General features: G+C 59.5%; 28 protein-coding genes. 13 read left to right on the forward strand and 15 right to left on the reverse strand.

Annotation, left to right across the window (positions count from 1 at the left end):
* Nucleotides 1–152: 152 nt before the first annotated feature.
* Nucleotides 153–809: a thiopurine S-methyltransferase gene (locus PMI28_RS22950; protein WP_033063125.1), complete on the reverse strand. Its 657-nt coding sequence runs from the start codon at nucleotides 807–809 to the stop codon at nucleotides 153–155.
* A 102-nt stretch (nucleotides 810–911) separates the two neighbouring features.
* Here PMI28_RS22950 and PMI28_RS22945 point away from each other — a divergent pair, with 102 nt between their 5' ends.
* Nucleotides 912–1,679 (forward strand): DODA-type extradiol aromatic ring-opening family dioxygenase, encoded by a 768-nt coding sequence (locus PMI28_RS22945; protein ID WP_007983506.1) that lies wholly within the window; start codon nucleotides 912–914, stop codon nucleotides 1,677–1,679.
* Between the two features lie 207 nt (nucleotides 1,680–1,886).
* Here the strand turns inward: PMI28_RS22945 and PMI28_RS22940 are convergent, their stop codons facing one another.
* Nucleotides 1,887–3,560, reverse strand: a complete 1,674-nt coding sequence (locus PMI28_RS22940) for a DEAD/DEAH box helicase (protein ID WP_007973525.1) — start codon at nucleotides 3,558–3,560, stop codon at nucleotides 1,887–1,889.
* A 423-nt stretch (nucleotides 3,561–3,983) separates the two neighbouring features.
* On the opposite strand from PMI28_RS22940, the gene PMI28_RS22935 reads away from it, so the two are divergent.
* Entirely contained in the window at nucleotides 3,984–4,775 is a 792-nt protein-coding gene (locus PMI28_RS22935) for a crotonase/enoyl-CoA hydratase family protein (protein WP_007983509.1), read from the forward strand.
* A gap of 90 nt (nucleotides 4,776–4,865) precedes the next feature.
* Here PMI28_RS22935 and PMI28_RS22930 read toward each other — a convergent pair whose 3' ends face one another.
* A complete protein-coding gene (locus PMI28_RS22930) occupies nucleotides 4,866–5,621 on the reverse strand; it encodes a spermidine synthase (protein WP_007983510.1) in 756 nt (251 codons plus the stop codon).
* 150 nt (nucleotides 5,622–5,771) lie between these two features.
* Between PMI28_RS22930 and PMI28_RS22925 the strand changes: the two genes are divergently transcribed.
* Nucleotides 5,772–7,118 (forward strand): class II 3-deoxy-7-phosphoheptulonate synthase, encoded by a 1,347-nt coding sequence (locus tag PMI28_RS22925; protein WP_007983513.1) that lies wholly within the window; start codon nucleotides 5,772–5,774, stop codon nucleotides 7,116–7,118.
* 108 nt (nucleotides 7,119–7,226) lie between these two features.
* Here the strand turns inward: PMI28_RS22925 and PMI28_RS22920 are convergent, their stop codons facing one another.
* Nucleotides 7,227–8,456, reverse strand: coding sequence for a winged helix-turn-helix domain-containing protein (locus PMI28_RS22920; RefSeq protein WP_007983515.1), 1,230 nt, complete (start codon nucleotides 8,454–8,456; stop codon nucleotides 7,227–7,229).
* 64 nt (nucleotides 8,457–8,520) lie between these two features.
* The gene (locus PMI28_RS22915) at nucleotides 8,521–8,736 is read right to left on the reverse strand and encodes a DUF1127 domain-containing protein (protein WP_007983517.1); all 216 of its coding nucleotides are present in this window, start codon (nucleotides 8,734–8,736) and stop codon (nucleotides 8,521–8,523) included.
* Nucleotides 8,737–8,831: 95 nt separating this feature from the next.
* On the opposite strand from PMI28_RS22915, the gene PMI28_RS22910 reads away from it, so the two are divergent.
* On the forward strand, nucleotides 8,832–9,686 hold the full coding sequence (locus PMI28_RS22910) for a LysR substrate-binding domain-containing protein (RefSeq protein ID WP_007983518.1): 855 nt from the start codon (nucleotides 8,832–8,834) through the stop codon (nucleotides 9,684–9,686).
* Here PMI28_RS22910 and PMI28_RS22905 read toward each other — a convergent pair.
* A complete protein-coding gene (locus PMI28_RS22905) occupies nucleotides 9,676–10,410 on the reverse strand; it encodes a sulfite exporter TauE/SafE family protein (RefSeq protein WP_081501388.1) in 735 nt (244 codons plus the stop codon). The genes PMI28_RS22910 and PMI28_RS22905 overlap by 11 nt on opposite strands.
* Nucleotides 10,411–10,535: 125 nt before the next feature.
* Here PMI28_RS22905 and PMI28_RS22900 point away from each other — a divergent pair, with 125 nt between their 5' ends.
* The 4 genes from PMI28_RS22900 to PMI28_RS22885 all read left to right on the forward strand — a co-directional run bounded on the left by PMI28_RS22900 (nucleotide 10,536) and on the right by PMI28_RS22885 (nucleotide 13,837).
* Nucleotides 10,536–11,492 (forward strand): LysR family transcriptional regulator, encoded by a 957-nt coding sequence (locus tag PMI28_RS22900; RefSeq protein WP_007983522.1) that lies wholly within the window; start codon nucleotides 10,536–10,538, stop codon nucleotides 11,490–11,492.
* Between the two features lie 67 nt (nucleotides 11,493–11,559).
* Complete coding sequence (locus tag PMI28_RS22895) at nucleotides 11,560–12,021, forward strand: MarR family winged helix-turn-helix transcriptional regulator (protein ID WP_007983524.1); 462 nt, start codon at nucleotides 11,560–11,562, stop codon at nucleotides 12,019–12,021.
* A 351-nt stretch (nucleotides 12,022–12,372) separates the two neighbouring features.
* A complete protein-coding gene (locus tag PMI28_RS22890; protein WP_007983526.1) occupies nucleotides 12,373–12,792 on the forward strand; it encodes an organic hydroperoxide resistance protein in 420 nt (139 codons plus the stop codon).
* A 34-nt stretch (nucleotides 12,793–12,826) separates the two neighbouring features.
* On the forward strand, nucleotides 12,827–13,837 hold the full coding sequence (locus PMI28_RS22885; RefSeq protein WP_007983528.1) for an alpha/beta hydrolase: 1,011 nt from the start codon (nucleotides 12,827–12,829) through the stop codon (nucleotides 13,835–13,837).
* A gap of 169 nt (nucleotides 13,838–14,006) precedes the next feature.
* Here the strand turns inward: PMI28_RS22885 and PMI28_RS22880 are convergent, their stop codons facing one another.
* Together PMI28_RS22880 and earP are read right to left on the reverse strand one after the other, a co-directional pair.
* Nucleotides 14,007–14,576 carry an elongation factor P gene (locus tag PMI28_RS22880; protein ID WP_007983530.1) on the reverse strand — a complete coding sequence of 190 codons (570 nt, stop codon included), beginning with the start codon at nucleotides 14,574–14,576 and terminating at the stop codon, nucleotides 14,007–14,009.
* 48 nt (nucleotides 14,577–14,624) lie between these two features.
* Nucleotides 14,625–15,767 (reverse strand): elongation factor P maturation arginine rhamnosyltransferase EarP, encoded by a 1,143-nt coding sequence (gene earP / locus PMI28_RS22875; RefSeq protein WP_007983531.1) that lies wholly within the window; start codon nucleotides 15,765–15,767, stop codon nucleotides 14,625–14,627.
* 124 nt (nucleotides 15,768–15,891) lie between these two features.
* On the opposite strand from earP, the gene PMI28_RS22870 reads away from it, so the two are divergent.
* Both PMI28_RS22870 and PMI28_RS22865 read left to right on the forward strand, forming a co-directional pair.
* Entirely contained in the window at nucleotides 15,892–16,302 is a 411-nt protein-coding gene (locus PMI28_RS22870) for a hypothetical protein (RefSeq protein ID WP_007983533.1), read from the forward strand.
* Nucleotides 16,303–16,304: 2 nt separating this feature from the next.
* Nucleotides 16,305–16,787, forward strand: a complete 483-nt coding sequence (locus PMI28_RS22865) for a GreA/GreB family elongation factor (RefSeq protein ID WP_007983535.1) — start codon at nucleotides 16,305–16,307, stop codon at nucleotides 16,785–16,787.
* A gap of 6 nt (nucleotides 16,788–16,793) precedes the next feature.
* Here the strand turns inward: PMI28_RS22865 and cysB are convergent, their stop codons facing one another.
* The 5 genes from cysB to PMI28_RS22840 form a co-directional block, all read right to left on the reverse strand.
* Nucleotides 16,794–17,768, reverse strand: coding sequence for an HTH-type transcriptional regulator CysB (cysB, locus tag PMI28_RS22860; protein WP_007983537.1), 975 nt, complete (start codon nucleotides 17,766–17,768; stop codon nucleotides 16,794–16,796).
* A 113-nt stretch (nucleotides 17,769–17,881) separates the two neighbouring features.
* Nucleotides 17,882–18,385 carry a universal stress protein gene (locus PMI28_RS22855; RefSeq protein WP_007983539.1) on the reverse strand — a complete coding sequence of 168 codons (504 nt, stop codon included), beginning with the start codon at nucleotides 18,383–18,385 and terminating at the stop codon, nucleotides 17,882–17,884.
* A gap of 95 nt (nucleotides 18,386–18,480) precedes the next feature.
* Nucleotides 18,481–19,386, reverse strand: a complete 906-nt coding sequence (locus tag PMI28_RS22850; RefSeq protein WP_007983541.1) for a 5'-nucleotidase — start codon at nucleotides 19,384–19,386, stop codon at nucleotides 18,481–18,483.
* A gap of 25 nt (nucleotides 19,387–19,411) precedes the next feature.
* Nucleotides 19,412–20,368: a putative 2-dehydropantoate 2-reductase gene (locus tag PMI28_RS22845; protein WP_007983543.1), complete on the reverse strand. Its 957-nt coding sequence runs from the start codon at nucleotides 20,366–20,368 to the stop codon at nucleotides 19,412–19,414.
* The gene (locus PMI28_RS22840) at nucleotides 20,365–20,751 is read right to left on the reverse strand and encodes a thioredoxin family protein (RefSeq protein WP_007983545.1); all 387 of its coding nucleotides are present in this window, start codon (nucleotides 20,749–20,751) and stop codon (nucleotides 20,365–20,367) included. Before PMI28_RS22840 ends, PMI28_RS22845 begins: the two co-directional genes overlap by 4 nt.
* Between PMI28_RS22840 and PMI28_RS0128330 the strand changes: the two genes are divergently transcribed.
* Complete coding sequence (locus PMI28_RS0128330) at nucleotides 20,750–21,193, forward strand: PilZ domain-containing protein (protein WP_033063126.1); 444 nt, start codon at nucleotides 20,750–20,752, stop codon at nucleotides 21,191–21,193. The genes PMI28_RS22840 and PMI28_RS0128330 overlap by 2 nt on opposite strands.
* A 187-nt stretch (nucleotides 21,194–21,380) precedes the next feature.
* Complete coding sequence (locus PMI28_RS22835; protein ID WP_007983549.1) at nucleotides 21,381–22,457, forward strand: 3-deoxy-7-phosphoheptulonate synthase; 1,077 nt, start codon at nucleotides 21,381–21,383, stop codon at nucleotides 22,455–22,457.
* A gap of 86 nt (nucleotides 22,458–22,543) precedes the next feature.
* Here the strand turns inward: PMI28_RS22835 and PMI28_RS22830 are convergent, their stop codons facing one another.
* The gene (locus PMI28_RS22830; RefSeq protein WP_007973562.1) at nucleotides 22,544–22,831 is read right to left on the reverse strand and encodes a GNAT family N-acetyltransferase; all 288 of its coding nucleotides are present in this window, start codon (nucleotides 22,829–22,831) and stop codon (nucleotides 22,544–22,546) included.
* 637 nt (nucleotides 22,832–23,468) lie between these two features.
* Between PMI28_RS22830 and oprI the strand changes: the two genes are divergently transcribed.
* Nucleotides 23,469–23,720 (forward strand): outer membrane lipoprotei OprI, encoded by a 252-nt coding sequence (gene oprI / locus PMI28_RS22825; RefSeq protein WP_003199355.1) that lies wholly within the window; start codon nucleotides 23,469–23,471, stop codon nucleotides 23,718–23,720.
* Between the two features lie 122 nt (nucleotides 23,721–23,842).
* On the opposite strand, the gene PMI28_RS22820 is transcribed toward oprI, so the two are convergent.
* A complete protein-coding gene (locus PMI28_RS22820) occupies nucleotides 23,843–24,817 on the reverse strand; it encodes a L,D-transpeptidase family protein (protein WP_007983551.1) in 975 nt (324 codons plus the stop codon).
* Nucleotides 24,818–25,748 lie beyond the last annotated feature (931 nt).

Raw genomic sequence — 25,748 nt, forward strand, 5'->3', positions numbered from 1 at the left:
AAAGGCCCGCAGCGATGCGGGCCTTTTTTGTCTGCTTGAATACTTCGGTGTGTTTCAGGGCCTCTTCGCGGGCAAGCCCGCTCCCACAGGGGATCGCGGTCAAATGTGGGAGCGGGCTTGCTCGCGAAGGGGCCGGTGCTAACGACTAGATATTATCGACTGGAAACCCGATACACCCGCTCCTCAAGTCGCGTCACACCCGCGTCCAGGAACTTCCCGCTTTCACTCAGTACGTCCTGATCCTCCAGAACCTTCAACGACCACGACCCACCCAACAATCGCTGCACCTCATCATCGAGTACGGCAAACGGCGGTCCGTCCATTTGTGCCTGGTCATAGTCCAAAGTGATCAATAATCCGCGACACTCTTTCGGCAATATGCGATTCAGGTGCGCGGCATATTGCTCACGCATCTTCGGTGGCAATGCAATCAGCGCGGCGCGATCATAGAGCGCAGAGCAGTCAGCAACGTCGCCTGCCGTCAGCTCGAAGAAATCGCCGCACCACAGCTCAATGGAACCTGCCCGATAGACCTTGAAAGGCCCCTGCTCACTGACGGCCGGATCAAAGCCATGCTCGCTGAAAAACTCCTCGACGGCTTTTTCCGACAGTTCGACTCCCAGGACCTCATGGCCTTGATGGGCGAGCCAAAGCAAATCCAGGCTTTTTCCACATAACGGCACCAACACGCGTGCCCCTTCTTCAAGGCTTAACGCTGGCCAGAACCGCTTCAGATGAGGGTTCACCTGCGGCAGGTGAAAGCCGATCTGATTCGCCGCCCATTTCTTGTGCCAAAACTCAGGCTGCATAATTAACCCCGAAAATTCGATCAAAACACCCTAAAACTTATATTAGATTTAGATTAATGATCTGACTGAAGATGTTGCATCTTAACTCTCAGGAGCTCATTCATGTTCCCCAGCCTGTACATATCCCATGGCTCCCCGATGCTCGCCCTGGAGCCCGGCGCCAGCGGGCCGGCACTCGCTCGCCTGGCTGCCGAGATCTCCAGACCCAAGGCCATCGTGATTGTTTCTGCGCACTGGGAAAGCAATGAGCTGTTGGTCAGCGGCAACCCACAACCGGAAACCTGGCATGACTTCGGCGGCTTCCCCAAGGCCCTTTTCGAGGTCGAGTACCCGGCACCCGGCAATCCACGACTCGCCACAGAGGTTGCCGGGTTATTGAAAACCGCTGGCTTGCCTGCGCGTATCGACAGCAATCGGCCTTTCGACCATGGCGTCTGGGTGCCTTTATCGTTGATGTACCCTCGAGCCGACATCCCGATTGTTCAGGTTTCACTGCCCACCCGTGGCGGCCCCGCTCTGCAGACCCGCGTTGGCCACGCGCTGGCCAGCCTGCGCGAGCACGGCGTGCTGCTGATCGGCTCCGGCAGCATCACTCACAACCTGCGGGAACTGGACTGGCATGCCGGCCCCGAGAGCGTTGAGCCTTGGGCCCAGGCGTTCCGCGACTGGATGATCGAGAAACTCGCAGCGAACGACGAGGCCGCGCTGCACGACTATCGCGCACAGGCGCCAAACGCTGTACGCAATCATCCGAGTGATGAGCACTTGTTGCCGTTGTACTTTGCCCGCGCTGCCGGGGGGCAGTTCAGCGTTGCTCACCAAGGGTTCACCATGGGGGCGCTGGGCATGGATATTTACCGCTTCGGCTGACAGACAGACCGCGTCGCGGCCTTCGCGAGCAAGCCCGCTCCCACATTTGATCGCATTCTTTCTGAAGTAAAGCTGTCGTCTGTGGGAGCGGGCTTGCTCGCGAAGGGCGGCGACACAAATCCATGGCCGACCACAAATCAGCAGGCAAAAAAAATCCCCGAACCAGTCGGGGATTTTTTATGTTCGATCAATCAGCCCGAAAGCGGATCAATCTTCGCGGTAGCGACGCAGCTTCAACTGCTTACCGGCAACGCGAGTGTCCTTCAGCTTGGTCAGCAACTTCTCAAGACCATCTTCCGGCAGCTCAACGAGGCTGAAGCTGTCACGCACCTGGATGCGACCGATGGCTTCACGCGCCAGACCACCTTCGTTGAGGATGGCGCCCAGCAGGTTCTTGGCGGCGATACCGTCACGCGCACCCAGCGCGGTACGGCAACGGGCACGGCCTTCGCCCAGTGGCATCGGAGCACGACGCTCGCGGTCACCACGCTCAGGACGATCACCGGAACGCTCAGGACGATCGCCACGCGGTGCATTGTTCGGCACCAGTGGACGTTCTTTCTCGATAGCGGCCAGGTTCAGCGCTTGACCGTTGGTAGCCTTGCGCAGCAGGGCTGCGGCCAGGGCACGCGGGCTGCAACCGATGTCGGCAGTCAGGCGATCCAGCAGATCACCGTGAGTCGATTCGGCCTCAGCAACCAGTGGCGACAGGCTGTTGGTCAGTTTCTTGATGCGCGCATCCAGAACAGCTTGAGCGTCTGGCAGGCGAACTTCAGCAACCTTTTGACCGGTTACACGCTCGATCACTTGCAGCATGCGGCGCTCGCGCGGAGTCACCAGCAGCAGTGCACGACCTTCGCGACCGGCACGGCCGGTACGGCCGATACGGTGAACGTAGGACTCTGGATCGTACGGCATGTCAACGTTGAACACGTGAGTGATGCGCGGAACGTCCAGACCACGAGCGGCAACGTCGGTCGCCACAACGATGTCCAGACGGCCATCCTTGAGGGAGTCGATCACGCGCTCGCGCTGGTTCTGGGCGATGTCACCGTTCAGTGCAGCGGCTTTGTAGCCTTTGGCTTCCAGGGCACTGGCCAGATCCAGGGTCGCTTGCTTGGTGCGCACGAACATGATCAGGGCATCGAAATCTTCCACTTCCAGCAAGCTGAGAACGGCCGAAGTCTTCTGGTCAGCGTGAACCAGCAGGTGAGCCTGCTCGATCGCGGTAACGGTCTGGGTCTTGCTCTGAATCTTCACGTGCTTCGGATCGCGCAGGTGGCGTTCGGCGATGGCACGGATCGATTGAGGCAAAGTAGCCGAGAACAGTACGGTCTGACGGGTTTCCGGCATGGCCTTGAAGATAACTTCCAGGTCGTCCATGAAGCCCAGCTTGAGCATTTCGTCGGCTTCGTCGAGAACCAGGTGGTTCACAGTCGCCAATACTTTTTCGTCGCGACGCAGGTGGTCGCACAGACGGCCCGGAGTGGCGACAACAATTTGTGCGCCATTACGGATTGCTTTCAGTTGTGGGCCCATCGGCGCGCCGCCGTAGACAGCCACAACAGTCACGCCCGGCATTTGCTTGGCGTAGGTTTCGAAAGCGGTTGCAACTTGTAGCGCCAACTCACGAGTTGGGGCCAGGATCAGAGCTTGCGGCTCGCGCTTGGACGGATCAATGCGGTGCAGAATTGGCAGAGCAAAGGCAGCGGTTTTACCGGTACCGGTTTGCGCCTGACCAATCATATCGTGACCGGCGAGAATGATCGGGATCGACTGCTGCTGAATGGCCGAAGGCTCTTCATAGCCGGTAGCGACTACTGCAGCGACAATATTTGGATGAAGTTCAAGAGCGGCGAAGCCGCCGATTTCCTGGGTCATGGGTCTGCCTCTAAGTGCATCCGCAAAGACCCATGCTCCAAAGCTGCACATGCCGTGTTGAGACTCAAGAGTCGCCCTGGCAGCTTTGTCGGCGGGGATTTGCGAAAACGAATGAATGAAAAGAATCGTCAAGGAAGAGTCCGCTGGGCGGACGTGCAGCCGAAGCTGGCTTCGGGGAATTGCGCTACCTAAACGCGGCCCGGTTAAAGGCCGGCGCGCACTATACCGGAATTCGCCCAAAAAGGGAGTTTTTTTTATCGCAAATCCACTGGATACGCCGTTGTGTCACAGGCTTTGCGAATAATCCATCAGCCGTCTATTTTTCAAAGGCCCGGCCTTGCGGGTGACGGCGCTAAAACGGTTCACCCTTTGCCGTGCCGACCGCCTGTCTGGCACGCCTTTCCTACCCCCGAGGATCGCTCCATGAATCAGCCCTGCTCCAGTCGAGTCAGCCGCGAACGGCATGGTCATGTGTTCCTGATCGGTCTGGATCGGGTGGCCAAACGCAACGCCTTCGATCTCGACCTGCTCAACGCGTTGAGCCTGGCCTATGGCGAGTTCGAAGCCGACAGTGAAGCTCGGGTGGCGGTGGTATTCGCTCATGGCGAACACTTTACCGCCGGGCTCGATCTGGTCAATGCCAGCGCCACAATGGCAGATGGCTGGCAGGTTCCGCCCGGCGGCTGCGATCCGTGGGGAGTGTTCGCAGGTCCCAGGGTCAGCAAACCGGTGATCGTCGCCGCCCAAGGGTATTGCCTGACCATCGGCATCGAACTGATGCTGGCCGCCGACATCAACCTGTGTGCCAGCAACACCCGGTTCGCACAGATGGAAGTGCAACGCGGGCTCTTCCCGTTCGGCGGTGCCACCCTGCGCCTGCATCAAGTCTCAGGCTGGGGTAACGCCATGCGCTGGTTGCTGACCGGTGATGAATTCGACGCCCATGACGCCTTGCACCTGGGATTGGTGCAGGAAGTCATGGCCAGCGAGGATTTGCTGCCCCGGGCAATTGAACTGGCCGAGCGAATCGCCCGCCAGGCACCGCTTGGGGTCCAGGCGACGCTGATGTCTGCGCGACAGGCCCGGTATGAAGGGGAAACCGCAGCGGCACAGGCGTTGCCTCTGCTAGTCAAGAAGTTGATGGCTAGCGAGGACGTCAAGGAAGGCGTGCGATCGATGGTTGAGCGGCGGCCTGGAGTCTTCAAAGGGATTTGATGGCCCCTTCGCGAGCAAGCCTGCTCCCACAGGTTTTGCGCAAATCCCTGTGGGAGCGGGCTTGCTCGCGAAGGGGCCATCAGAAACAACTCAAGTAGCTGGGCGAATGCACTTGATCAACGACTGCAACGAATACCCCAGGCGCGGCGCCAGCGCTTCGGCACGGGCGATCAAGCCGTCCATGTCCAGTTCCTGATCCAGCTCCGACGGCACAATCAGAATCACGTTGCCCTCCTTCACCGGCAGCTCCCAATAATGTCGGTGATACAAACCGCGCAACAATGCCGCGCCCAGGGGTTTTCCATCGTCGGTAGCCCACTGATTGATGACCAGCCAGCCACCGGAATTCAGGCGTTTCTGGCAGTTTTCCAGAAAGCTCCAGGCCAGATGACCGACACCCGGACCGACGTCGGTGTAAAGGTCGACGAAAATCAAGTCCGCCGATTCGGCGGTGTCGAGCAGCTCCAGCGCATCGCCAACGCGGATGTACAGACGCGGGTCGTCATCCAGTCCCAGGTACTCGATGGCCAGGCGCGGTACGTCCGGGCGCAGTTCAATGGCTTCGACATCTTCCAGCGGCAGGAACTTGAGACAGGCCTGAGTCAGCGTACCGGCGCCGAGGCCGAGAAACAGCGCACTTTCCGGTTGATCGTGGCACAACGCACCGATCAGCATCGCCCGGGTGTAGTCGTACTCGAGCCAGCTCGGATCGGCGGTGAACACGCAGCTTTGCTCGATGGCGTCACCGAACTCGAGAAAACGGTAATCGGCCACTTCCAGCACACGAATCACGCCGAACTCGTCCTGTACCTCGGCGAGCAGATGCTCGACGCGCTCCTCAGTCATTTCATCTCCTGATCGTCACCGGGGCCGGCAACGCAATAACACCGCGTGTAGAGAGCGGCAAAGACGAGATTGTCGGCGAAGCGACGGGAACAGGTCACGCACTAATTTGCTGATAACATGGACGTCCGAGCGAAAACACTAGAGACCGTGATGAGCCAACCCTGGAGCCCTGACAGCTGGCGCGCCCTGCCGATCCAGCAACAACCCCAATACCCTGATGCCGCACATTTGCAGCAGGTCGAGCAGACCCTGGCCAGCTATCCACCTCTGGTGTTTGCCGGTGAAGCCCGGGAGTTGCGCCGCCAGTTTGCCGAGGTGACCCAGGGCCGCGCGTTTCTGTTGCAGGGTGGCGACTGCGCCGAAAGCTTCGCCGAATTCTCCGCGGCGAAAATCCGCGACACCTTCAAGGTGTTGTTACAGATGGCGATCGTGATGACTTTTGCCGCCGGCTGCCCGGTGGTCAAGGTCGGGCGCATGGCCGGGCAGTTCGCCAAGCCGCGTTCGGCCAACGACGAAACCATCGATGGCGTGACGTTGCCCGCCTACCGTGGCGACATCGTCAATGGCATCGGTTTCGACGAAAAAAGCCGCGTGCCGGACCCCGAACGCCTGTTGCAGTCCTATCATCAGTCCACCGCCACCCTGAACCTGTTACGCGCGTTCGCCCAGGGCGGATTTGCCGATCTGCATCAGGTGCACAAGTGGAACCTGGATTTCATCGCCAACTCGGCACTGGCGGAAAAATACAGCCACCTGGCCGATCGCATCGATGAAACCCTGGCGTTCATGCGCGCCTGTGGCATGGACAGTTCGCCGCAGTTGCGCGAAACCAGTTTCTTCACCGCCCACGAAGCGCTGCTGCTGAACTACGAAGAGGCCTTCGTGCGTCGCGACAGCCTGACCAACGATTACTACGATTGCTCGGCGCACATGCTGTGGATCGGCGACCGCACCCGCCAGCTCGATGGCGCCCACGTCGAATTCCTGCGTGGGGTGAACAACCCGATCGGGGTCAAGGTCGGCCCGAGCATGAACCCCGACGACCTGATTCGCCTGATCGACGTGCTCAACCCGGACAACGACCCGGGCCGCCTGAACCTGATCGCGCGGATGGGCGCGAACAAGGTCGGCGATCATTTGCCGCAGCTGATCCGTGCCGTCCAGCGTGAAGGCAAGCAGGTGCTGTGGAGTTCCGACCCGATGCACGGCAACACGATCAAGGCGAGCAGCGGCTACAAGACCCGCGACTTTGCGCAGATCCTTGGCGAGGTGAAGCAGTTCTTCCAGGTGCACCAGGCCGAAGGCAGTTATGCCGGTGGTATCCACATCGAAATGACCGGGCAGAACGTTACCGAGTGCATTGGTGGTGCGCGGCCGATTACCGAGGACGGCTTGTCGGATCGCTACCACACCCATTGCGATCCGCGGATGAATGCCGATCAGTCGCTGGAACTGGCGTTCTTGATTGCGGAAACACTGAAGCAGGTTCGGCGCTAGTTGTTGGCTGCCTGACAGGACGCCTTCGCGAGCAAGCCCGCTCCCACATTGGTTCTGTGTCGTTCACAAATCAAGTGTGGGAGCGGGCTTGCTCGCGAAGGGGCCGGTTCAGTCACCCTCAATCTGTGCCAATGCCCCCCGCAACCGCGCCGCACTCGCCCGCGGGCAATTCAACTGAACCTGCGCCAACCCCAGCCAATCCGCCATCTGCCGCAGATTGACCGCCAACGCCAGCATTCCCTCGTCATCCAGCCCCGGCTCTTCCTCATGCACCGCATGCACCGCCAGCCGCCCCGTCGCCCGTTCGGCGCGCAGGTCGACCCGCGCGGCAATCCGTGCGTTGTGCAAAAACGGCAGGACGTAATAGCCGTAGACCCGCTTGTCCTGCGGCGTATAAATCTCTAGGCGGTAGCGAAAGTCGAACAGGCGCTCGGTGCGGCTGCGCTCCCAGATCAGCGAATCGAACGGTGAGAGCAATGCGCTGGATACAACTTTGTGCGGTACCTTGGGCTCGGGCAGGCAGTAAGCCGGCTGCCGCCACCCCTGTACTTCACAGGCACTCAACTCACCCGCCTCGAGCAACTCCGCCAATCGCAAACGACTGTCCGCCGGGTTCAGGCGAAAATAATCCCGCAAGTCTTTCTCAGTGCCCACGCCCAAGGCTGTCGCGGCATGCAGCAACAGGCCGCGCTGGGCCTCAGCCTCACTGAGCAGGGGTTGTTGCAGAATCGCAGCAGGGATCACCCGTTCCGGCAGGTCATAGAGCCGTTCGAACCCCCGCCGTCCGGCCACTGTCACTTCCCCGGCGGCGAACAACCATTCCAGCGCATGCTTTTCCGCGCTCCAGTCCCACCAGGGACCGGCCCGTTCCTGACGGGTCGACAGGCTCCCGGCGCCCAACGCGCCCTGCTCCTCGACCGACGCCAGCACCCGGCGAATGGTGTCCTGTTGTTCCCGCCCAAAACGCGCCAATTGCTGATAAATGTCTTCGCCGCGGCTTGCACGCTGCATGCGCCAACGCATCAATGGATACATCGAAAGAGGCAACAACGAGGCTTCATGGCCCCAATACTCGAACAACGTACGGCGCCGGCCCAGACTCCAGGCAGCCTGGTCGAGCAAATCGGAGGAGTAATTGCCAAGACGGGAAAACAGCGGAAGGTAGTGCGAACGCACCAGTGCATTGACCGAATCGATCTGCAAGATGCCCAGCCGTTCGATCAGGCGATTGAGCGCAACAGCCTTGATCGCCGCTGGCGGCTGCCGCCCGTTGAACCCTTGGGCGGCCAGCGCCAGACGCCGAGCCTGTTTGAGGGTAAAGGACAATGTTGCGGGCATGGATGCCTCCTTGTCTGCTCGCAACCTACCTCACCGGTAAGGGGTTTGTGTAGCGTGGCATTCATCATTTATGCATCGGGTCATTCCAGAACGGTTTGATCGACTCGTTCTCCACATCCGCACGGCTCATGCCGATGTCCTTGAGTGCTTCGTCGCTCAAGCTCGCCAGCAGTTCGCGCTCGCGATGCAGTTCGTACCAGCGGCCGACCTTGTGCAGCAGATCGGAAATCACGTGAATCGAGTGTTTTTCTGCACCATGGAACTCGTGTTGACCTTTCATCTTGTTGCCCTCCGTTTGGATGGCTCCAGTCTCGCGCCGGGTCTAAGATCAATCCAACGAATGTTTCTGATGTCACATATCTCGGAGATTGATGGATGTCAGCCTACCCGAGCATCGATACCGAAGTACTGCGCACCTTCGTCGCCATCGCCGACCAGGGCGGCTTTACCCGCGCTGGCGAAATGGTCAACCGCACCCAGTCAGCCGTCAGCATGCAGATGAAGCGACTGGAAGAAGATGTGCTGCAACGCCAGTTGTTCCAGCGCGACGGACGGCAGGTGCGGCTGACGGCCGAAGGCCAGGTGTTGCTTGGCTATGCGCGGCGGATCCTCAAGCTGCATAGCGAGGTCTTCAATACGCTGCGTGAGCCCGACATGGTCGGCACGGTGCGCATCGGCACGCCGGACGATTATGTGATGCGATTCCTCCCGGGGATTTTACGCCGCTTTGCCCAGTCCTACCCGCTGATCCAGATTGAAGTGCACTGCGAATCATCAAAACAATTGCTGATGCGCCAGGATCTGGACCTGTCCATCGTGACTCGCGAACCGGGCAGCGAAATCGGCCAGTTGTTGCGCAAGGAGCGTTTCGTCTGGGCCGAGGCGCAATGCTACAGCGCCCACGAGCAGACGCCGCTGCCGCTGGCGATGTTCAACAGTGATTGCTTCTGCCGCCTGTGGGCCTGCAATGCCCTGGATGCCCAGGGGCGCGATTACCGGGTGGCGTACAACAGCGACAGCCTGTCGGCGATCATGGCCGTGGTCAGCGCCGGCCTGGCCGTCACGGCGCAGCTTGAAAGCCTGATCACCGCGGACATGCGCATCCTCGGTGAGGCCGAGGATTTGCCGCTTCTGCCCGAGGCCAGCATCATGCTCGTGCGCAATCTGCATAACCCGTCACCGATCACCGAGTGCCTGGCCGAACACATCATCGAAGGCTTCAAACTTTGAAGGCGAGCGTCACTGCACACGCCACCAGATAGCCGCAGAACAGCCCACGCAGCAGCCGCTCCGGAATTGCATGGGCAATCTTCACGCCCCAACTGATGCTGAGCAGCCCGCCTATCGCCAAGGGCACGCCGATCAACCAGTCCACCTGATGGTGCACGGCATAAGTCACCAACGTCACGCCGGTGCTTGGCAACGCCAAGGCCAGGGACAGTCCTTGCGCCACCACTTGGCTGGTCCCGAACACGCTGGTCAGCACCGGCGTCGCCACCACGGCTCCGCCGACGCCAAACACGCCGCCCATGGTGCCGGACGCCGCACCGAGTACGCCCAGCCATGGCCACGGATAATTCATCTGCGACGCCGCCGGGGCGCTGGCGGAGAACATTCGTGCCAGGTTAAGGGCCGACAGCGCGATGAGGAACCCGACAAAGCCTGAACGCATGGTTTGTGCATCAATGCCCACGGCCCATATCGAGCCGAGCCAGGCAAAACTGAAACCCATCGTTGCCAACGGCAGCGCATGTCGCAGTTCAATCCGGTTGCGCTGCTGATAACGCCACAACGCCAGCATCACATTTGGCACCACCATCACCAGCGCTGTGCCTTGGGCAATCTGCTGGTCGAGCCCGAACAACACGCCCAGCAGCGGAATAGCGATCAGACCGCCGCCGATGCCAAACAAACCGCCAAGTGTGCCCAGGGCGGCACCGAAGACCAGATACATCACAAACTCAATCACGGCCGATTTCTCCTCACATCACGCCATTGATCCTACGCAGTTGCTTCTGGCGCGGAAACGCACAGCAACGCACAATGGCTTTGCCAAATTCGCACAAGCGCAAACCTGCCATGAACCCCAGTCAACTGACCGACCAACTGGCTTTGTTCCTCGACGTGCTGGAAACCGGGAGTTTTTCCGCCGCATCGCGCCGTCATCCGCTGACCCCTTCGGCCGTGGCACGGCGTATCGACAGCCTGGAAAGCGCCGTCGGCAGCCAATTGTTCATCCGCAGCACCCATGCGGTACGCGCCACCCCGGCGGGATTGGCCTTTGCCGAGCGCGCACGGCGGATCGTCGCCGAGTTGCGCCTGGCCCGGGCCGAGGCGGTGTCCCTGAGCAGCGCGCCGGAGGGGTTGATTCGTATCGATGCGCCGGCAGCCTTTGGTCGCCGGCACCTGGCACCGGTGATTGCCGATTTCCTGATGCTCTACCCCGGGCTCGACGTGCAACTGCACTTGATCGACAGCTTCGTCGACATGCAGGGCCTGAACCTCGGCAAGGTCGATCTGGTGCTGCGCGCCGGGCAGTTGGCCGACACCCGGTTGGTGGCCACGCCACTGGCGAGCATGGTGCGTATCGCCTGCGCCAGCCCGGATTACTTGCAGCGTCGCGGTGTGCCAACCGATCCGTCACAGCTGAGTCAACACGACGGACTCGACTGGGATGGCCTGGCCCCGCCCTTCGCCTGGCGCTTCGAGCGGGACGGACAAATGCAGTTGCACCGGCCAGCGCGGGTCCGCATGAGCGCCAACAATGCCGAGGCGCTGGTGTGCGGCGCATTGGCCGGACTGGGTATCGCACACCTGCCGACCTGGCTGGCCAGCGAGTACCTGTTGCGGGGTGAGTTGCTGCCGCTGTTCTGCGAAAGCGGCCTGCCAGCACCGGAAAGTGCCGGCATCTATGCCTTGCGCCTGGAACAGCAACCCAACTCCCGCAGTCGCTTGTTGCTGGAGTACCTGAAAACCCGCTTCAGTCCGGTTCCACCCTGGGATCTGGTGCTTCAAACCCATTTGCAACGGCACTGATCAAAATTATCTGGCGCATTAAAGATTCGCCCGCTAGATTCCTAAGATCACAGATCAAGGCTTCGACATGAACACCGAGCGCAACACCCTGGATAACTGCGACAGCCTGCTGCTGGACAATCAGGCCTGCTTTGCCCTGCACTCCACTTCGCTGATGATGACCAAGGTCTACAAACCCTTGCTGCAAGCGTTGGGGCTGACCTACCCGCAATACCTGGCGATGATGGTGTTGTGGGAGCGGGACGGTTTGACCGTAGGTGAAATCAGCACGCGGTTGCTGACCGATCCTGGCTCGTTGACGCCGCTGCTCAAGCGCCTGGAGGCCGAAGGTGTGCTCAGCCGCACCCGCAGCCGCGAGGACGAGCGAGTGGTGATCGTCGAACTCACCGAACAGGGCCGGGCGTTGCGCGACAAAGCCCGAGATATTCCCCAATGCATCCTCGGCGCCAGCGGGATGACGCTGGAGCGCCTGCAAAACCTGCAAGCGGAGCTGCAAGAGCTGCGTCGTCACCTGCAAGACAGCCTGTAACTTCAAGACCACCACAAAACGAGTGTGGGAGCGGGCTTGCTCGCGAAGGCGTCTTGTCATTCGATATTTAAGTCGACTGACACACCGCCTTCGCGAGCAAGCCCGCTCCCACAGTTGCTTTGTGCGGTGCCATACAACCCGATTCCCCGCCACAAAAAGTCGCCTGCAAAACCTCCAGCCGCTCTAACTCAATGGCTCCAGCCAATCCTGCTTAACCGTTCGTCGGTCTTGGCAAATTTATTTTATTTTTTATCTTGCGCACTAAACATTAGCGCGATACATTCACTTCGCACTTACTTAGCGCGCAAACATTTAGCGCGAACACACATCCCCCTGAACGAGGCTTTCACTATGCAAACTCTCTACACCGCAATCGCAACTTCCACCGGTGGCCGTGACGGTCGTGCGGTTTCCAGCGACAACATCCTCGACGTCAAACTCGCCACGCCGAAAGAACTCGGCGGTGCCGGCGGCGCAGCCACCAACCCTGAGCAACTGTTTGCCGCCGGCTACTCCGCCTGCTTCATCGGCGCCCTGAAATTCGTCGCCAGCCAGTCCAAGCGCAGCATCCCGAACGACGCTTCGATCACCGCCCACGTCGGCATCGGCCAGATCCCTGGCGGCTTCGGCCTGGACATCGACCTGCACATCAGCCTGCCGGGTCTTGAGCAAGCCGATGCACAAGCACTGGTCGACGCAGCCCACCAGGTCTGCCCGTACTCCAACGCCACCCGTGGCAACGTCGATGTGCGCCTGCACGTGACCGTCTAACCGCTGACCTACCAGGCCCGAACAGGAAACGAACATGAACACTTTCAGCAAAGTCTTGACCGGTACCCTTCTCGCCCTGTCCATCCACAGTGCATTTGCCGGCGACGTTGAACACAACACCCAGGCATTCCTCGATGTGGTGAATGCCGGCACCGGCAAACCGATGGAGCAAATGCCCCCTGCCGATGCCCGCGCCGTGCTGGTCGGTGCACAGGCCGGGGTGAAGCTGACGCTGCCAAAAGCCGATGTCAGCCAGAAGACCATCCAGGTTGAAGGCCAACCGCTGAACCTGACCATCGTCCGGCCGGCCGGGGTCAAGGGTGAGCTGCCCGTGTTCATGTTCTTCCACGGTGGGGGTTGGGTGCTGGGAGATTTCCCGACCCACGAACGATTGGTCCGTGACCTGGTGGTGGGTTCGGGTGCAGCGGCCGTGTTCGTGAATTACACACCGTCGCCGGAAGCGCATTACCCGGTGGCGATCAACCAGGCTTACGCCGCGACAAAATGGGTGGCCGAGCACGGTAAAGAGATCAATGTCGATGGCAAGCGCCTGGCGGTAGCCGGCAACAGTGTCGGCGGCAACATGGCGGCCGTGGTTGCACTGATGGCCAAAGACAAAGGCACGCCGGCGATCAAGTTCCAGGTATTGCTGTGGCCGGTGACCGATGCCAGCTTCGAGACGGCATCCTACAACCAGTTCGCCGAAGGGCACTTCCTCACCAGAAACATGATGAAGTGGTTCTGGGACAACTACACCACCGACGCCAATCAGCGGAACGAGATCTACGCCTCACCTCTGCGTGCGACCACCGCCCAGTTGAAAGGATTGCCTCCCGCGCTGGTGCAGACCGCCGGTGCCGATGTGCTGCGCGATGAAGGGGAAGCCTACGCCCGCAAACTCGATGAAGCCGGTGTGCCGGTGACCTCGGTGCGCTACAACGGCCTGATCCACGACTACGGTTTGCTCAACGTGGTGAGCCAGGTGCCAGCGGTGCGTTCGGCGATGCTGCAGGCCTCGCAAGAGCTCAAGGAACACCTGAAATAAAACTGTGGGAGCGGGCTTGCTCGCGAAAGCGGACTGTCAGTCGACATAAATATCGAATATGAAGACGCCTTCGCGAGCAAGCCCGCTCCCACAGGGGTTCAACGCAGATTCTGAAAGGCACAAAAAAGCCCGACTCAATGGCCGGGCTTTTTCATTCCTCAAGCTGTGCTTATTTGGCACGGCCTTTGTAGGAACCGCCTTCGCGGGTATCAATCTCGATCATATCGTCGATATTGATGAAGTCAGCAACCGACAGCTCGGTACCGTTCTTCAGTTTGGCAGGCTTCATCACCTTGCCGGAAGTGTCGCCGCGAGCAGAACCTTCGGTGTAGGCAACCTGACGCACGATGGTGGTCGGCAGTTCTACGGAAACCAGACGGCCTTCGAAGAACACGGCTTCGCAAACGTCGGTCATGCCTTCTTCAACGAACGGCAGAACGGCTTCGATGTCTTCAGCGTTCAGCTCGTACATGGTGTAGTCAGTGGTGTCCATGAACGTGTAGGAGTCGCCGCTGATGAAGGACAGGGTCGCTTCTTTGCGGTCGAGGATCACGTCGTCCAGCTTGTCGTCCGCACCGTATACGGTTTCGGTCTTGTAGCCGGTCAGCAGGTTCTTCAGCTTGGTCTTCATGATCGCGCTGTTACGACCGGACTTGGTGAATTCAGCTTTCTGAACCAGCCAAGGATCGTTGTCGATACGGATCACGGTACCGGGTTTGAGTTCTTTACCAGTTTTCATTGCGAATATCCGAATTTGGATGGGATTTACAAAAATCTAGGCCGCGTATCATATCCAATTTCCATAAAACTGTACCAGCGCCGTGGCAAGATCGGCCTGCAAGGCCTGTTCCAGACACCACGCCTCGGCGTGTTTTTCCAGCTCTGGCCAGTGTTTACGGGTGGATTGCCAGTGGTCGGGCATTTTTTCACCGGCATTCCACGCCCGCCAGAGACCGCTGATCGCCTCCCGCGCAGGCGCAGATAGCCCCTTTACATAAAGCTCGAGGAAGGCCTCGAGCTTGTCCAGATGGATGTCTTCTTCCTGCTGGTAAATATGCCAGAGAAATGGCCGGCCTGCCCATTGGGCGCGCACGAAGGAGTCTTCGCCGCGCACGGCATTGAAATCACAGCACCACAGCAACCCGTCGTATTGGTCCTGGCGGACGAATGGCAGCACTTGCACGGTCAAGGCATCACGCACATGCACGGCACCGGCCGTCAAACCCTGCACACCGAGCCAGCGTTCGACATCGCCGAGAATCCGCCCTTCCGGCACCAGCAGATGAGTGGGCGTCGGATCGCCAGCCAGCGCATCGAGCCAACTGGCCAGCCCGGTGTTTTCGTAGGCAAACAATGAGATCAACTGCGCTCCGGGCGCACGATCGATCCCTAAACCTTGCAGGAATTCTCTTTGAGCTTGCGGGTCTTGCTGAAATTGCCGACGACGTTCAAGCAACCCGCGCTCACGTAACAACCCGCCTGTACCCTTCCGGAACCCCGGAAAGAAAAAGAATTTCTGTACGCTTTTGTACTTCACCGAGGGCAAACCGTGGCAGCCGATCACCCAGTCCTCGGCGCTCAGATAGTCGAGGTTCATCCACAACGGTGTCTTTTCCCGTTCGGCCATGGCGTCCATATAGGCGCTCGGCAATTGGCAGGCAAATGCAGCAATCACCACATCGGCGGCTTCAGTCGGTTGCCACTCGGCCGGCCATTGGCGCACTTCGACCTCTTGTTGCCACTGCTGCGCAACGTGGATATCGATTTCCGGGCACAGGCGTTCGAACGCTCGCAGATCATCGACCCATAGACGCACCGCCAGTCCATGTTCGGCCACCAGTTGCCGGGCCAGTCGCCAGGTCACGCCGATGTCGCCGAAGTTATCGACCACGGTGCAAAAAATATCCCAGCGGGTTTTCATATCAGGCATTCCAGGCTCCCGTTGGCAAAGGCGCCGATTGTCCGCATAAATTACCCCGTGCAGAAGAGCCGACGGCGATTATTCTTCATGCGACAATCGCCACTCGCCAGTGACCTTCCGCCAGGAGGCAACCATGCCCCACCGTCCCACTCCGCGCCGATCCTTCCCCATCAGCCTCAACGCCCTGCAACTGACCGGCAGCATCGCCCTCGGCATGTGGCTGGGATTCATTGCCATTGTGCTGACCTGCTGGCTCGCTTCCCACTTGTTGTTCAACAAGCAACTGGCATCTGTTGCGGCCGCCGTGGAGCAACTGGCCAAACCGCCCGTGGCAGCGCAACCGGTTCCGGACATTGCGCCGCAGAATCCACTGTTCGAGCAGTACGAAGAAAACCTGCGCAAAAACGAGCAGGCACAACGGCTCGATCAGGCGCGCAGCAGCAGTCGCAACCAGTCCAATCCGACCTGTCAGTTCTGGTTGCAACAGGACCGGACGATACCCAGCGAAAAAAGTCGCGCCAACGTCCTGCAATTCTGTGATTGATCATGAATAAGCATACCGTCCACCAACTGATTCTCGACAAGCTGCGAATCGATCTCGACATCGCCGAACGGGCCGCGCAAACCGCTTACGAAACGGCGACCCACGAAGAAAACATCGCCGAGAACAAGTACGACACCCTGGGGCTGGAAGCGTCCTATCTCGCCGCCGGGCAAGCCAGGCGGGTCGAGGAAATTCGCCAGTCACTGACCCTCTGCCAGAACATGGCCCTGCGCCCGTATGAAGATCGACGGGGCATCGAAGTGGGCGCGTTGCTCGGGCTCGAGGACGAAAAGGGACGCGAACAATGGCTGTTTCTCGCCCCCGATGCGGCCGGGCTGAAGGTCGATCTGGTGGGGCAACTGATTACCGTCATCACCCCGCGCTCACCGCTGGGCAAAAGCCTGCTGGGCAAGTTCGAGGGCGATGAGGTGGAGATTCTGGTGGCGGGTGCTCGGCAACAGTTTGCTGTCACCGAGGTCGTTTAAGCAGGATTAATGAACGGGCAGTTCGACACCGTCGAACAGCTCTTCCAGTTCCTGCTTGTTGTGGCATTGAATGGCCTTGGCCATGACTTCGCGGGTCAGGTGCGGCGCGAATTTCTCGATGAAATCGCACATGAAACCACGCAGGAATGTGCCGCGACGGAAGCCGATCTTGGTCACGCTGGACTCAAACAATTCGCTGGCATCAAGCACCACCAGGTCGCTATCGAGTTTGGCGTCGACGGCCATTTTTGCCACGATGCCTACGCCCAGCCCCAGGCGAACATAGGTCTTGATCACGTCGGCATCGGCAGCGGTGAACACCACTTTCGGCGTCAGGCCACGATGACTGAACGCTTCGTCGAGTTTCGAACGGCCGGTAAAACCGAACACGTACGTCACGATCGGGTATTCGGCCAGTGCTTCGAGGGTCAGCTTCGACAGCTTGGTCAGCGGATGCCCCTGAGGCACAACCACACAACGGTTCCAGCGGTAGCACGGCATCATCACCAGATCACCGAACAGCTCGAGCGCTTCGGTAGCGATGGCGAAATCCACGGTGCCGTCAGCGGCCATTTCGGCGATTTGCATCGGCGAACCCTGGTGCATGTGCAGGGCAACGTCCGGGTATTGCTTGATGAAATTGCTGATCACCGGCGGCAACGCGTAACGCGCCTGGGTGTGCGTGGTGGCAATCGACAGGGTGCCTTTTTTCTCGTTGGAGAATTCCTGGGCGATCTGCTTGATGCTTTCAACCTTGCGCAGAATTTCGCCAGCGGTGGTGATGATGCGCTCGCCGGCCGGGGTAACGCGGGTCAGGTGCTTGCCGCTGCGGGCAAAAACCTCGACGCCCAGTTCATCCTCCAGCAGACGGATCTGTTTACTGATGCCCGGTTGAGAGGTGTAAAGACTTTGGGCTGTTGCGGAAACGTTGAGGTCGTGGTGCGCCACTTCCCAGATGTAGCGCAATTGTTGAAGCTTCATATGAATCCCTCAAAGCAGGTAGACGCCACGGGCATCAGCGACGGTATATAACTATATTAATGGCACGAAGAATAAATCTAGAACTTTTTTGTCAAATTGCCATTATTCGTGCTCTAGCGATCCCCTTGGCGACGACGTTGCACCAGCGGCACCAGATAGACCGGCACCTTGGACAGTTGCAACACACGGGCGGCGGTTCGCCCCAGAGGCGTTTCCGCACCGGCACCATGGCTGTGACTACCTACGATCAATAAATCCACGGAGAGTTTCTGGGCCTGGTCCAGAATCACCTGCGACGGATCGCCCTGCAGCACCCGCACCGCCTGAATCCGCTCCAGGTCATGCTCGCCCTCATCCCCCAGCTCCTCGCGAAAACTGTCGAGCACCCGCTGCTCGATACTGGCAATCACTGTATTCAGGCCCTGGCTGTGAAACTCATTCAGCGCCCGCTCATCGAGATAACTTTGCAGCACCGATTCGGCAAACAACCCCATGGGTTCAACCGCATGCACGACATACAGATTGGCATTGAAGGTCCGGGCCAGTTCCAGCGCATGCTGCATCACCACGGGCGCATACAGCCCGAGATCGGTGGCATACAGCATCGAACGAATCATATGACCTCCTCGACTGCCAACATGGCGGAGATTTGATTCAGCTTAGCAGTGCCTTGGCGACTACGACGTCCGGCGCAACGCATTGAACGGCGGGCTTAAACCTTTTGCTCGTTGCTTATGCCATGGGGCACATGACCGGTGGCGACGACTTCACGGGCCAACTCGCAGTGACCGGCCTGATCGTCGAAAAACACGTCGGCCGCGAAGGCTTCGAGAAAGGCCGACTTGGTCAGGCCGCCGAGGAACAGCGACTCGTCAAGACGAATGTCCCATTCGCGCAACGTGCGAATCACCCGCTCATGGGCCGGTGCCGATCGCGCCGTGACCAGCGCGGTACGGATCGGACAGGCGTCCTCCGGGAACTCACGCTGCAGCAGATTGAGAGCGGCAAGAAAGCCCTTGAACGGCCCACCGCGCAACGGCTCGCGAGCGGCCTCGCGCTCGCTGGCCTGGAACGCTTCCAGACCACCAGCCTGATAAATGCGCTCCGACTCATCGGAAAACAGCACCGCATCTCCGTCGAAGGCAATGCGCAGCTCGTCGCTGGCTGCACGGCTGGCACCGCCCGACAGAATGGTCGCTGCCGCGAACCCGGCGTCCAGAGCATTGCGTACGTCTTCGGCGTGGGTCGAGAGAAACAGGTCGCAGCCAAAGGCCTTGAGATAGGGATACGGACTGCGCCCGCCGACAAAAGCCGCCCGGGAAATTGCCAGGCCGTAATGGTCAATCGAGTTGAATACCCGCAGCCCGGTGTCGGCACTGTTGCGCGACACCAGAATCACCTCGACCCGGGCGCGGCCGAGGCTGTTATTGAGGTTCAGGAGTTTCTGCACCAACGGAAAGGCATCGCCGGGCTCGAGGATTTCGTCTTCGTGTTCGATCTGATATTGCCGATAGGCTTCGACGCCACTCGACAGGTAGACCATGTGGCTTTCGCTCAGGTCGAATAGCGCCCGCGAAGAAATCGCCAGCACCAGCTTGTCGTCAATTGCCTTTGGCATGCCCTTCCCCCTCAGGTCGGTCGACTCAGGTGTTGCGTCGATCAATGAAACTCAAACTGCGAAACAAGGCCTCGATGCGCGGCATCTCACACCCGGCTGCCTTCGCCGCCGCCAAAGGCCGGGCGTAGATCGCGGCCAGTTCCAGCGGTCGCTTGTGCAAGTAATCGTGGTACATGCTCGGCCAGTAGTCGGGCATTTTTTCGGTCACCATGAACAAGTGCTCGGCATACCCTGCTGGTACGTCGTGCCCGCACGCGACTGCGCCTTGCACCACTTCTGCCATCAGCGCCTTGATCAGCTCACGAGTGTCGGCATCGGCCATCAACGGCGTGGTGCTCGCCCCCAGCAAAACCGAGAGACCGTTGTAGGGGATATTCCAGACCAGTTTTTGCCAGCGTGCCTGGTGCAGGTTCGCCATGGCCTGGGAATCGAGGCCGGCGCTGCGAAACAGGCCGACACCCTCCTCGACAATGGCGGCGCGCGTCGGCCCATCGACGGCGGGACCGCTGTGATAGCCAACGTGCACTGCGCCTAGCGCTTGATGGGTGATGACGCCCGGCGCCTCGCGATGGACGCAGATATAACAGAGCCCGCCAAGCACGTGCAGCGAGTCGGGGAGCAGCTCGCGCAGGCTGTCTTCGACGTCCAGGCCATTTTGCAACAGCAGCACTTTGGCGTTCGGTGCCGCAGCCTGCAGGATGGCGGGTGCCAGGTCTGCGTTGCTGGTGGTTTTCGCGCCCACCAGCAACCAGTCGCAGGGCGGCATGTCTTCAGCGCTCGAATAAGCCTTTACCGGGTTCAATGTCAGGGCACCGTGGGGCGCGCTATCGACTCGCAACCCATGCTCGGCCACCGCGGAGAATTCGCTGCGCAGCAGAAAATGCACATCAAAACCGGCACGCGCCAGCATCACCCCATAGAAACCGCCGATTGCACCGGTCCCGATAATGCCGATTGTCGGCCTGGCAACTGTCCCCATCATGGCAACTCCTCTGCTGTTCGACTCAGCGCCTGGCGCACGGCCCGATTGAGCTCGGTGTCGGTCAGACGCGATTTCAGTGCTCCGAAGAATTCGCCGTCGCGAACGACAAACAGCGCCGGCAAGTGAAAGACCTGATAACGCTCGACCACCCCTCCGTTATTGCCGGCATCGATCCAGCACAGTCGATCGACTGCCAGGTCGAGTGTCGGCAATTGCTCGCGGGCAAAACGGCAACTGGCGCAGCCGACACTGGTGAAAATAACCAGCGATACGCCGCTCATCGCCAGCAGCCGTTGGTCGGCGTCAAAATCGGTCAGTTCCAATTCGACCACTATACTGGTTGTAACAATGTCAGATGGCCGACACATGGAGTCTGTGTTCATGGGACGATTTATTCCTCACCCTGACGATGTGCCCGTCGAATTAACGTTGCTGAAACCTGAGTGTATTTCGCGACGACAGCTGCACACTATCAGTCTCGGGGGCATGGCTTGCAATTATCACCGCGCGTGGCGCCACGGCACGGCGCTGGAAGTTCGCATGCCGACCGTAAGTCCGGACGTGCGCTACCTGGGCTATGTCGCCTGGTGTCTGCGGCGCAAACGCGGTTATCTGGTGGGTATCGCCTTCGTCGACGAACAAATGCTGTTCAGCGCCCGAATGGGCGAGCAGGTGTGCCAGATCGAACGCTACTGCCGCCTGCATGACACCCACGACGATTTGCAGGATATCCAGGCCCTGGCCCTCGAATGGGTTCAGGAGCATGCCGACGAGTTCTCTCACGATTCGGTGCAAAAGGCTTTTGCCGAGCCTGTGCCGGATTAGGGGCATTGCCGAAGGGTTTGCCCGTCACGTTGGGGAAACTCACTGTGAATGGCCCCTAAACCGGCGTCTGCCCATTGTCGAGCCACGGTGTAACGCGCTAAGGTTCAGCTCCCCGACGCGCTTAATTTGCTGTGCTCCGCCGCGCGGGTTCGCTGGCGGCCGGCACCCGTGACCTGACGAGTAAACGATGGCTGATTTACCGATCAACGACCTAAACGTCGCCTCCAACGAGACACTGATCACTCCCGATCAGCTCAAGCGCGATATTCCCCTGAGCGACGCCGCACTGCGCACCGTCACCAAGGGCCGCGAAGTCATTCGCAACATTCTGGATGGCACCGACCACCGGCTGTTCGTTGTCATCGGGCCTTGCTCGATCCACGACATCAAGGCCGCCCATGAATATGCCGAGCGCCTGAAGGTCCTCGCTGCCGAAGTGTCCGATACCCTGTATCTGGTCATGCGCGTGTATTTCGAAAAGCCACGTACCACCGTCGGCTGGAAAGGCTTGATCAACGACCCGTACCTGGACGACTCGTTCAAGATTCAGGACGGCTTGCACATCGGTCGCCAGTTGCTGCTGGACCTGGCCGAAAAAGGCCTGCCGACCGCCACCGAAGCCCTCGACCCGATCTCCCCGCAATACTTGCAGGACCTGATCAGCTGGTCGGCCATCGGCGCGCGCACCACCGAATCCCAGACTCACCGTGAAATGGCGTCCGGCCTGTCCTCGGCCGTCGGCTTCAAGAATGGTACCGATGGCGGCCTGACCGTGGCGATCAATGCCCTGCAGTCGGTTTCCAGCCCGCACCGTTTCCTGGGCATCAACCAGGAAGGTGGCGTATCGATCGTAACCACCAAGGGCAATGCCTACGGTCATGTGGTGCTGCGCGGCGGCAACGGCAAGCCGAACTACGATTCGGTCAGCGTTGCGCTCTGTGAGCAGGCGCTGAACAAGGCGAAGATCAAGCCGAACATCATGGTCGATTGCAGCCACGCCAACTCCAACAAGGATCCGGCCCTGCAACCGCTGGTGATGGAAAACGTCGCCAACCAGATCCTCGAAGGCAACAAGTCGATCATCGGCCTGATGGTTGAAAGCCACCTGAACTGGGGCTGCCAGGCGATCCCGAAAGACCTCGCCGACCTGCAATACGGCGTGTCGATCACCGACGCCTGCATCGACTGGACCGCGACCGAAAACACCTTGCGCAGCATGCATGCCAAGCTCAAGGATGTACTGCCTAAGCGCGATCGCAGCTGATCACCCGATTGGCTGCACAAAAAGCACGCACAAAAAAACGCCGGGTAGAACCCGGCGTTTTTTTTATGTATTCGTTTTATTGAAGGTCACTGACTCAGCTTGGCAGCATGCCGCTGGTGACGCTCCATGTAGCGTTCGACGTAGGAGCACGATGGAATGACCGTGTAGCCCATTTCGTCAGCGTACTCCAGCGCCTTCTCGGTCAAGGCTGCCGCAATACCGCGACCACGCAGTGCGTTTGGCACGAAGGTGCGATAGATATCCAGGGTCTGCTTCCCCAGATCCATATAGGTCAGATAGGCACGATGACCGTCCACATTGGTCTCGAACTGATGACCAGCCTGGTCATGGTGGATGGACAACGCCTCGCTCATCACTACTCCTCGCGGGTCTGGAATTCGACCCCTACCTTACCGATGTTTTTCCGGCGAAGGAACATCTACGCCACCCCGTGCCTGAATGGACACCGAGAAGAGCTGCACCGATCTCGCGCTACCGAGCACGTACAAATAGTAGGCACCATTGACAGAAATGCTCAAGGTGCGCTCGTCATCATGCAGGTTGGCGGGTGCTGCTCCGGATCACGCAGGAATGGCTCGACCGAAGCTCACTCAGGGTCGATAGCCTGTACATTGCCGGATGTTGAGACTTAAGACGAGCGCCCGTTGTTAAAGTCACCTGAACATCGAGAAAGATATTGAGAGGTGCTACGCAAAAGCCGAACAAAAGTGTAGACGACTCCATATAGGCGGACTTTAGCCAGACTGAAAAACAGCGGTGTGCCACAGGAACTTTTTCTTGTCGGCTCGCTCAGCCACGGGCCTTGCAGCTGGATATTTTTTAAACAATTCAGTTAAAAGTTGCTCGAAAAAGAATCAACGCCTACAATTTTTTTTGCTTCTTGCGTCACGTCAGTTTTACTTACTACAAGTAATGGGTAGTATGTACGCCGGCTATTTCCTCAATCGGAGGAGATAGCTACTTAATAGAAAGTCCTTGAAGGGGAACACGATGAACAACGTTCTGAAATTCTCTGCTCTGGCTCTGGCCGCAGTTCTGGCTACCGGTTGCAGCAGCGCATCGAAAGAAACTGAAGCACGTCTGACCGCTACTGAAGACGCAGCTGCTCGCTCCCAGGCTCGTGCAGACGAAGCTTACCGTAAAGCTGATGAAGCTCTGGCTGCTGCTCAAAAAGCACAACAGACTGCTGACGAAGCTAACGAGCGTGCTCTGCGCATGCTGGACAAAGCTAGCCGCAAGTAATAGTCCTTCGGGATTGTTATCAAGCCGACCCATTTTTGGGTCGGCTTTTTTATTGCCCGGCGTTTTCTCCAGGCAAAAAAAAACCCGTCGACGCGATACGCGCCGACGGGCTCTTTGCAAGCTTACTGCATCGGGTCGATCGGAGTGCTCGACACCATCGGTGCGACGCTGGCGCCCGGCACAGCGATCTCCACCGGCAGGCCATCTTCAGCGGCAACCACATCACGCACCACATCCCAGTTCATGCGCAGGTTGTTGGTGATGTCTTCACGCTTGAGCATCGCGTTGATGACCGCAGTGTGCTTGTCGACCACCGACGGGTTGCCCTTGTCGTCCAGCGGCGTATGCGCCTCCAGATAGACCTTGCCGCCACTCATGCCGAACTTGTACGGGTCGTTGATGATCCGCACCGACGTACCGACCGGCACCATGCCCGCCATTTCCAGCACGTTGTTGTTGAACATGCGGAAGCAGCCGTGGCTGGTGCGCATGCCAATACCGAATTTCTTGTTCGAACCGTGGATCAGGTAGCCCGGTGTGCCCAGGGTGAACTTGAACGGCCCCAGCGGGTTGTCAGGGCCGGCCGGCACGACATTGGGCAGCGGATCACCGTCTGCTGCGTGCTCGGCCTTGATCGACGCCGGAGGCGTCCAGGTCGGGTTAGGTGTCTTGGCGGTGATGCTGGTATGGGCGATCGGCGAGCCCCAGCCTTCACGACCGATACCCAGCGGGAACGTGTACACCACGTTCTTGCCTTTCGGGAAGTAGTAGAGGCGGTACTCGGCCAGGTTGATCACGATGCCTTCACGCGGGCCTGGCGGCAGGATGAAACGGGTCGGCAGAATGATTTCCGTGCCGACGCCTGGCAACCATGCATCGACGCCCGGGTTGGCCGCGACCATTTCCGTGTAGCCCAGATCGTAGGTGGTACCAAGGTCGGCAAAGGTGTCTTCGTACTTGGCCTTGATCACCTGCACCTGGCCGATGATGTCCTCACCGGGTGGCGGCAGGGGAAACTCCAATGCTGCAACGGGACCTGCCACCAAAAGGGCGGCAAGAGTCAGGCAGCGGGTGACGGCAGGAAAGCGCGGCAACATCCGGAAAATCCTTCGCATAATCAACAGAGGGTATAAAAACGTGATTGTACACCGCCGTCCGTTATTTCGGGGAGATCGCCCGATTGCAGGCAATGCAAGGCGATTTTACGACTTTCCTCGCTCCCACATTGGGTCCGCTGGCCACTGAAGATCCCTGTGGGAGCGGGCTTGCTCGCGAAAGCTATGTGTTGGGCGATGTGTTTTTTACGGGTGTACATATCCATTGCTGCGGTCACGGCCGCTTATGGTTCCGCTCTTACAGCGGGTCACTTTGGAAAAGCCCCAAAGTAACCAAAGGGCTCTTGCCCCTGACATTCGGTGCCTCGCCGTGGCTCGGCATGCCCTCGCTCCGGTCCTGCTCCGTGGGCCCGCCGCCATCGGCCATCCATGGCCGGGGGCGGCTAACCCGGCATCCATGCCGGGTTGCCCACTGCGCAGAACCTGCGCTCGGCCTCACGAGGGGGCGTACACCGCAAAAGCAAAGCGAGGCGGCCTACCGGCCGGCCTGTTTACGGGGTTCGTTCGACTGTGATCTACCTGCGCCTGTCAGGCCGCCATCGCGAGCAAGCTCGCTCCCACAGGGGATTGGGTATGTTTGTGAGAAATTGGTCGGCTGGCAGGCCGCCTTCGCGAGCAAGCCCGCTCCCACAATTGGACCGAGTACATTCGGTGGAAATTGGTCGGCTGGCAGGTCGTCTTCGCGAGCAAGCCCGCTCCCACAGGGGGGGCTGGGTGTATCTGCGAGAAATTGGTCGGCTGGCAGGCCGCCTTCGCGAGCAAGCCCGCTCCCACAGAAGAGCAAAGGCAGATCGGCGTACACCTTCGCTCCTCACCACTCATCAGGCCGAGCGTTAGCTCGCCTGCAGCTTTTGATCTTGATCCACCCGCCCCCTCGGCAGGCTGAGTGGAGGCGTTCATCCGGGGGTGGGCG

It is taken from the genome of Pseudomonas sp. GM48 (genome assembly GCF_000282335.1).
Lineage (GTDB): Bacteria > Pseudomonadota > Gammaproteobacteria > Pseudomonadales > Pseudomonadaceae > Aquipseudomonas.

Bases quoted from the DNA above. Each gene is read 5' to 3' on its own strand.
- PMI28_RS22840 (WP_007983545.1), bottom strand. From the start codon at position 20,751: ATGAACACAGACTCCATGTGTCGGCCATCTGACATTGTTACAACCAGT.
- PMI28_RS22870 (WP_007983533.1), top strand. From the start codon at position 15,892: ATGCCCCACCGTCCCACTCCGCGCCGATCCTTCCCCATCAGCCTCAAC.
- PMI28_RS22835 (WP_007983549.1), top strand. From the start codon at position 21,381: ATGGCTGATTTACCGATCAACGACCTAAACGTCGCCTCCAACGAGACA.
- oprI (WP_003199355.1), top strand. From the start codon at position 23,469: ATGAACAACGTTCTGAAATTCTCTGCTCTGGCTCTGGCCGCAGTTCTG.
- PMI28_RS0128330 (WP_033063126.1), top strand. From the start codon at position 20,750: ATGGGACGATTTATTCCTCACCCTGACGATGTGCCCGTCGAATTAACG.
- PMI28_RS22940 (WP_007973525.1), bottom strand. From the start codon at position 3,560: ATGACCCAGGAAATCGGCGGCTTCGCCGCTCTTGAACTTCATCCAAAT.
- PMI28_RS22830 (WP_007973562.1), bottom strand. From the start codon at position 22,831: ATGAGCGAGGCGTTGTCCATCCACCATGACCAGGCTGGTCATCAGTTC.
- cysB (WP_007983537.1), bottom strand. From the start codon at position 17,768: ATGAAGCTTCAACAATTGCGCTACATCTGGGAAGTGGCGCACCACGAC.
- PMI28_RS22820 (WP_007983551.1), bottom strand. From the start codon at position 24,817: ATGTTGCCGCGCTTTCCTGCCGTCACCCGCTGCCTGACTCTTGCCGCC.
- PMI28_RS22885 (WP_007983528.1), top strand. From the start codon at position 12,827: ATGAACACTTTCAGCAAAGTCTTGACCGGTACCCTTCTCGCCCTGTCC.
- PMI28_RS22855 (WP_007983539.1), bottom strand. From the start codon at position 18,385: ATGATTCGTTCGATGCTGTATGCCACCGATCTCGGGCTGTATGCGCCC.
- PMI28_RS22920 (WP_007983515.1), bottom strand. From the start codon at position 8,456: ATGCCCGCAACATTGTCCTTTACCCTCAAACAGGCTCGGCGTCTGGCG.
- PMI28_RS22905 (WP_081501388.1), bottom strand. From the start codon at position 10,410: ATGTATCTGGTCTTCGGTGCCGCCCTGGGCACACTTGGCGGTTTGTTT.
- PMI28_RS22880 (WP_007983530.1), bottom strand. From the start codon at position 14,576: ATGAAAACTGGTAAAGAACTCAAACCCGGTACCGTGATCCGTATCGAC.
- PMI28_RS22935 (WP_007983509.1), top strand. From the start codon at position 3,984: ATGAATCAGCCCTGCTCCAGTCGAGTCAGCCGCGAACGGCATGGTCAT.
- earP (WP_007983531.1), bottom strand. From the start codon at position 15,767: ATGCCTGATATGAAAACCCGCTGGGATATTTTTTGCACCGTGGTCGAT.
- PMI28_RS22915 (WP_007983517.1), bottom strand. From the start codon at position 8,736: ATGAAAGGTCAACACGAGTTCCATGGTGCAGAAAAACACTCGATTCAC.
- PMI28_RS22925 (WP_007983513.1), top strand. From the start codon at position 5,772: ATGAGCCAACCCTGGAGCCCTGACAGCTGGCGCGCCCTGCCGATCCAG.
- PMI28_RS22950 (WP_033063125.1), bottom strand. From the start codon at position 809: ATGCAGCCTGAGTTTTGGCACAAGAAATGGGCGGCGAATCAGATCGGC.
- PMI28_RS22910 (WP_007983518.1), top strand. From the start codon at position 8,832: ATGTCAGCCTACCCGAGCATCGATACCGAAGTACTGCGCACCTTCGTC.
- PMI28_RS22850 (WP_007983541.1), bottom strand. From the start codon at position 19,386: ATGCCAAAGGCAATTGACGACAAGCTGGTGCTGGCGATTTCTTCGCGG.
- PMI28_RS22945 (WP_007983506.1), top strand. From the start codon at position 912: ATGTTCCCCAGCCTGTACATATCCCATGGCTCCCCGATGCTCGCCCTG.
- PMI28_RS22895 (WP_007983524.1), top strand. From the start codon at position 11,560: ATGAACACCGAGCGCAACACCCTGGATAACTGCGACAGCCTGCTGCTG.
- PMI28_RS22900 (WP_007983522.1), top strand. From the start codon at position 10,536: ATGAACCCCAGTCAACTGACCGACCAACTGGCTTTGTTCCTCGACGTG.
- PMI28_RS22890 (WP_007983526.1), top strand. From the start codon at position 12,373: ATGCAAACTCTCTACACCGCAATCGCAACTTCCACCGGTGGCCGTGAC.
- PMI28_RS22845 (WP_007983543.1), bottom strand. From the start codon at position 20,368: ATGATGGGGACAGTTGCCAGGCCGACAATCGGCATTATCGGGACCGGT.
- PMI28_RS22930 (WP_007983510.1), bottom strand. From the start codon at position 5,621: ATGACTGAGGAGCGCGTCGAGCATCTGCTCGCCGAGGTACAGGACGAG.
- PMI28_RS22865 (WP_007983535.1), top strand. From the start codon at position 16,305: ATGAATAAGCATACCGTCCACCAACTGATTCTCGACAAGCTGCGAATC.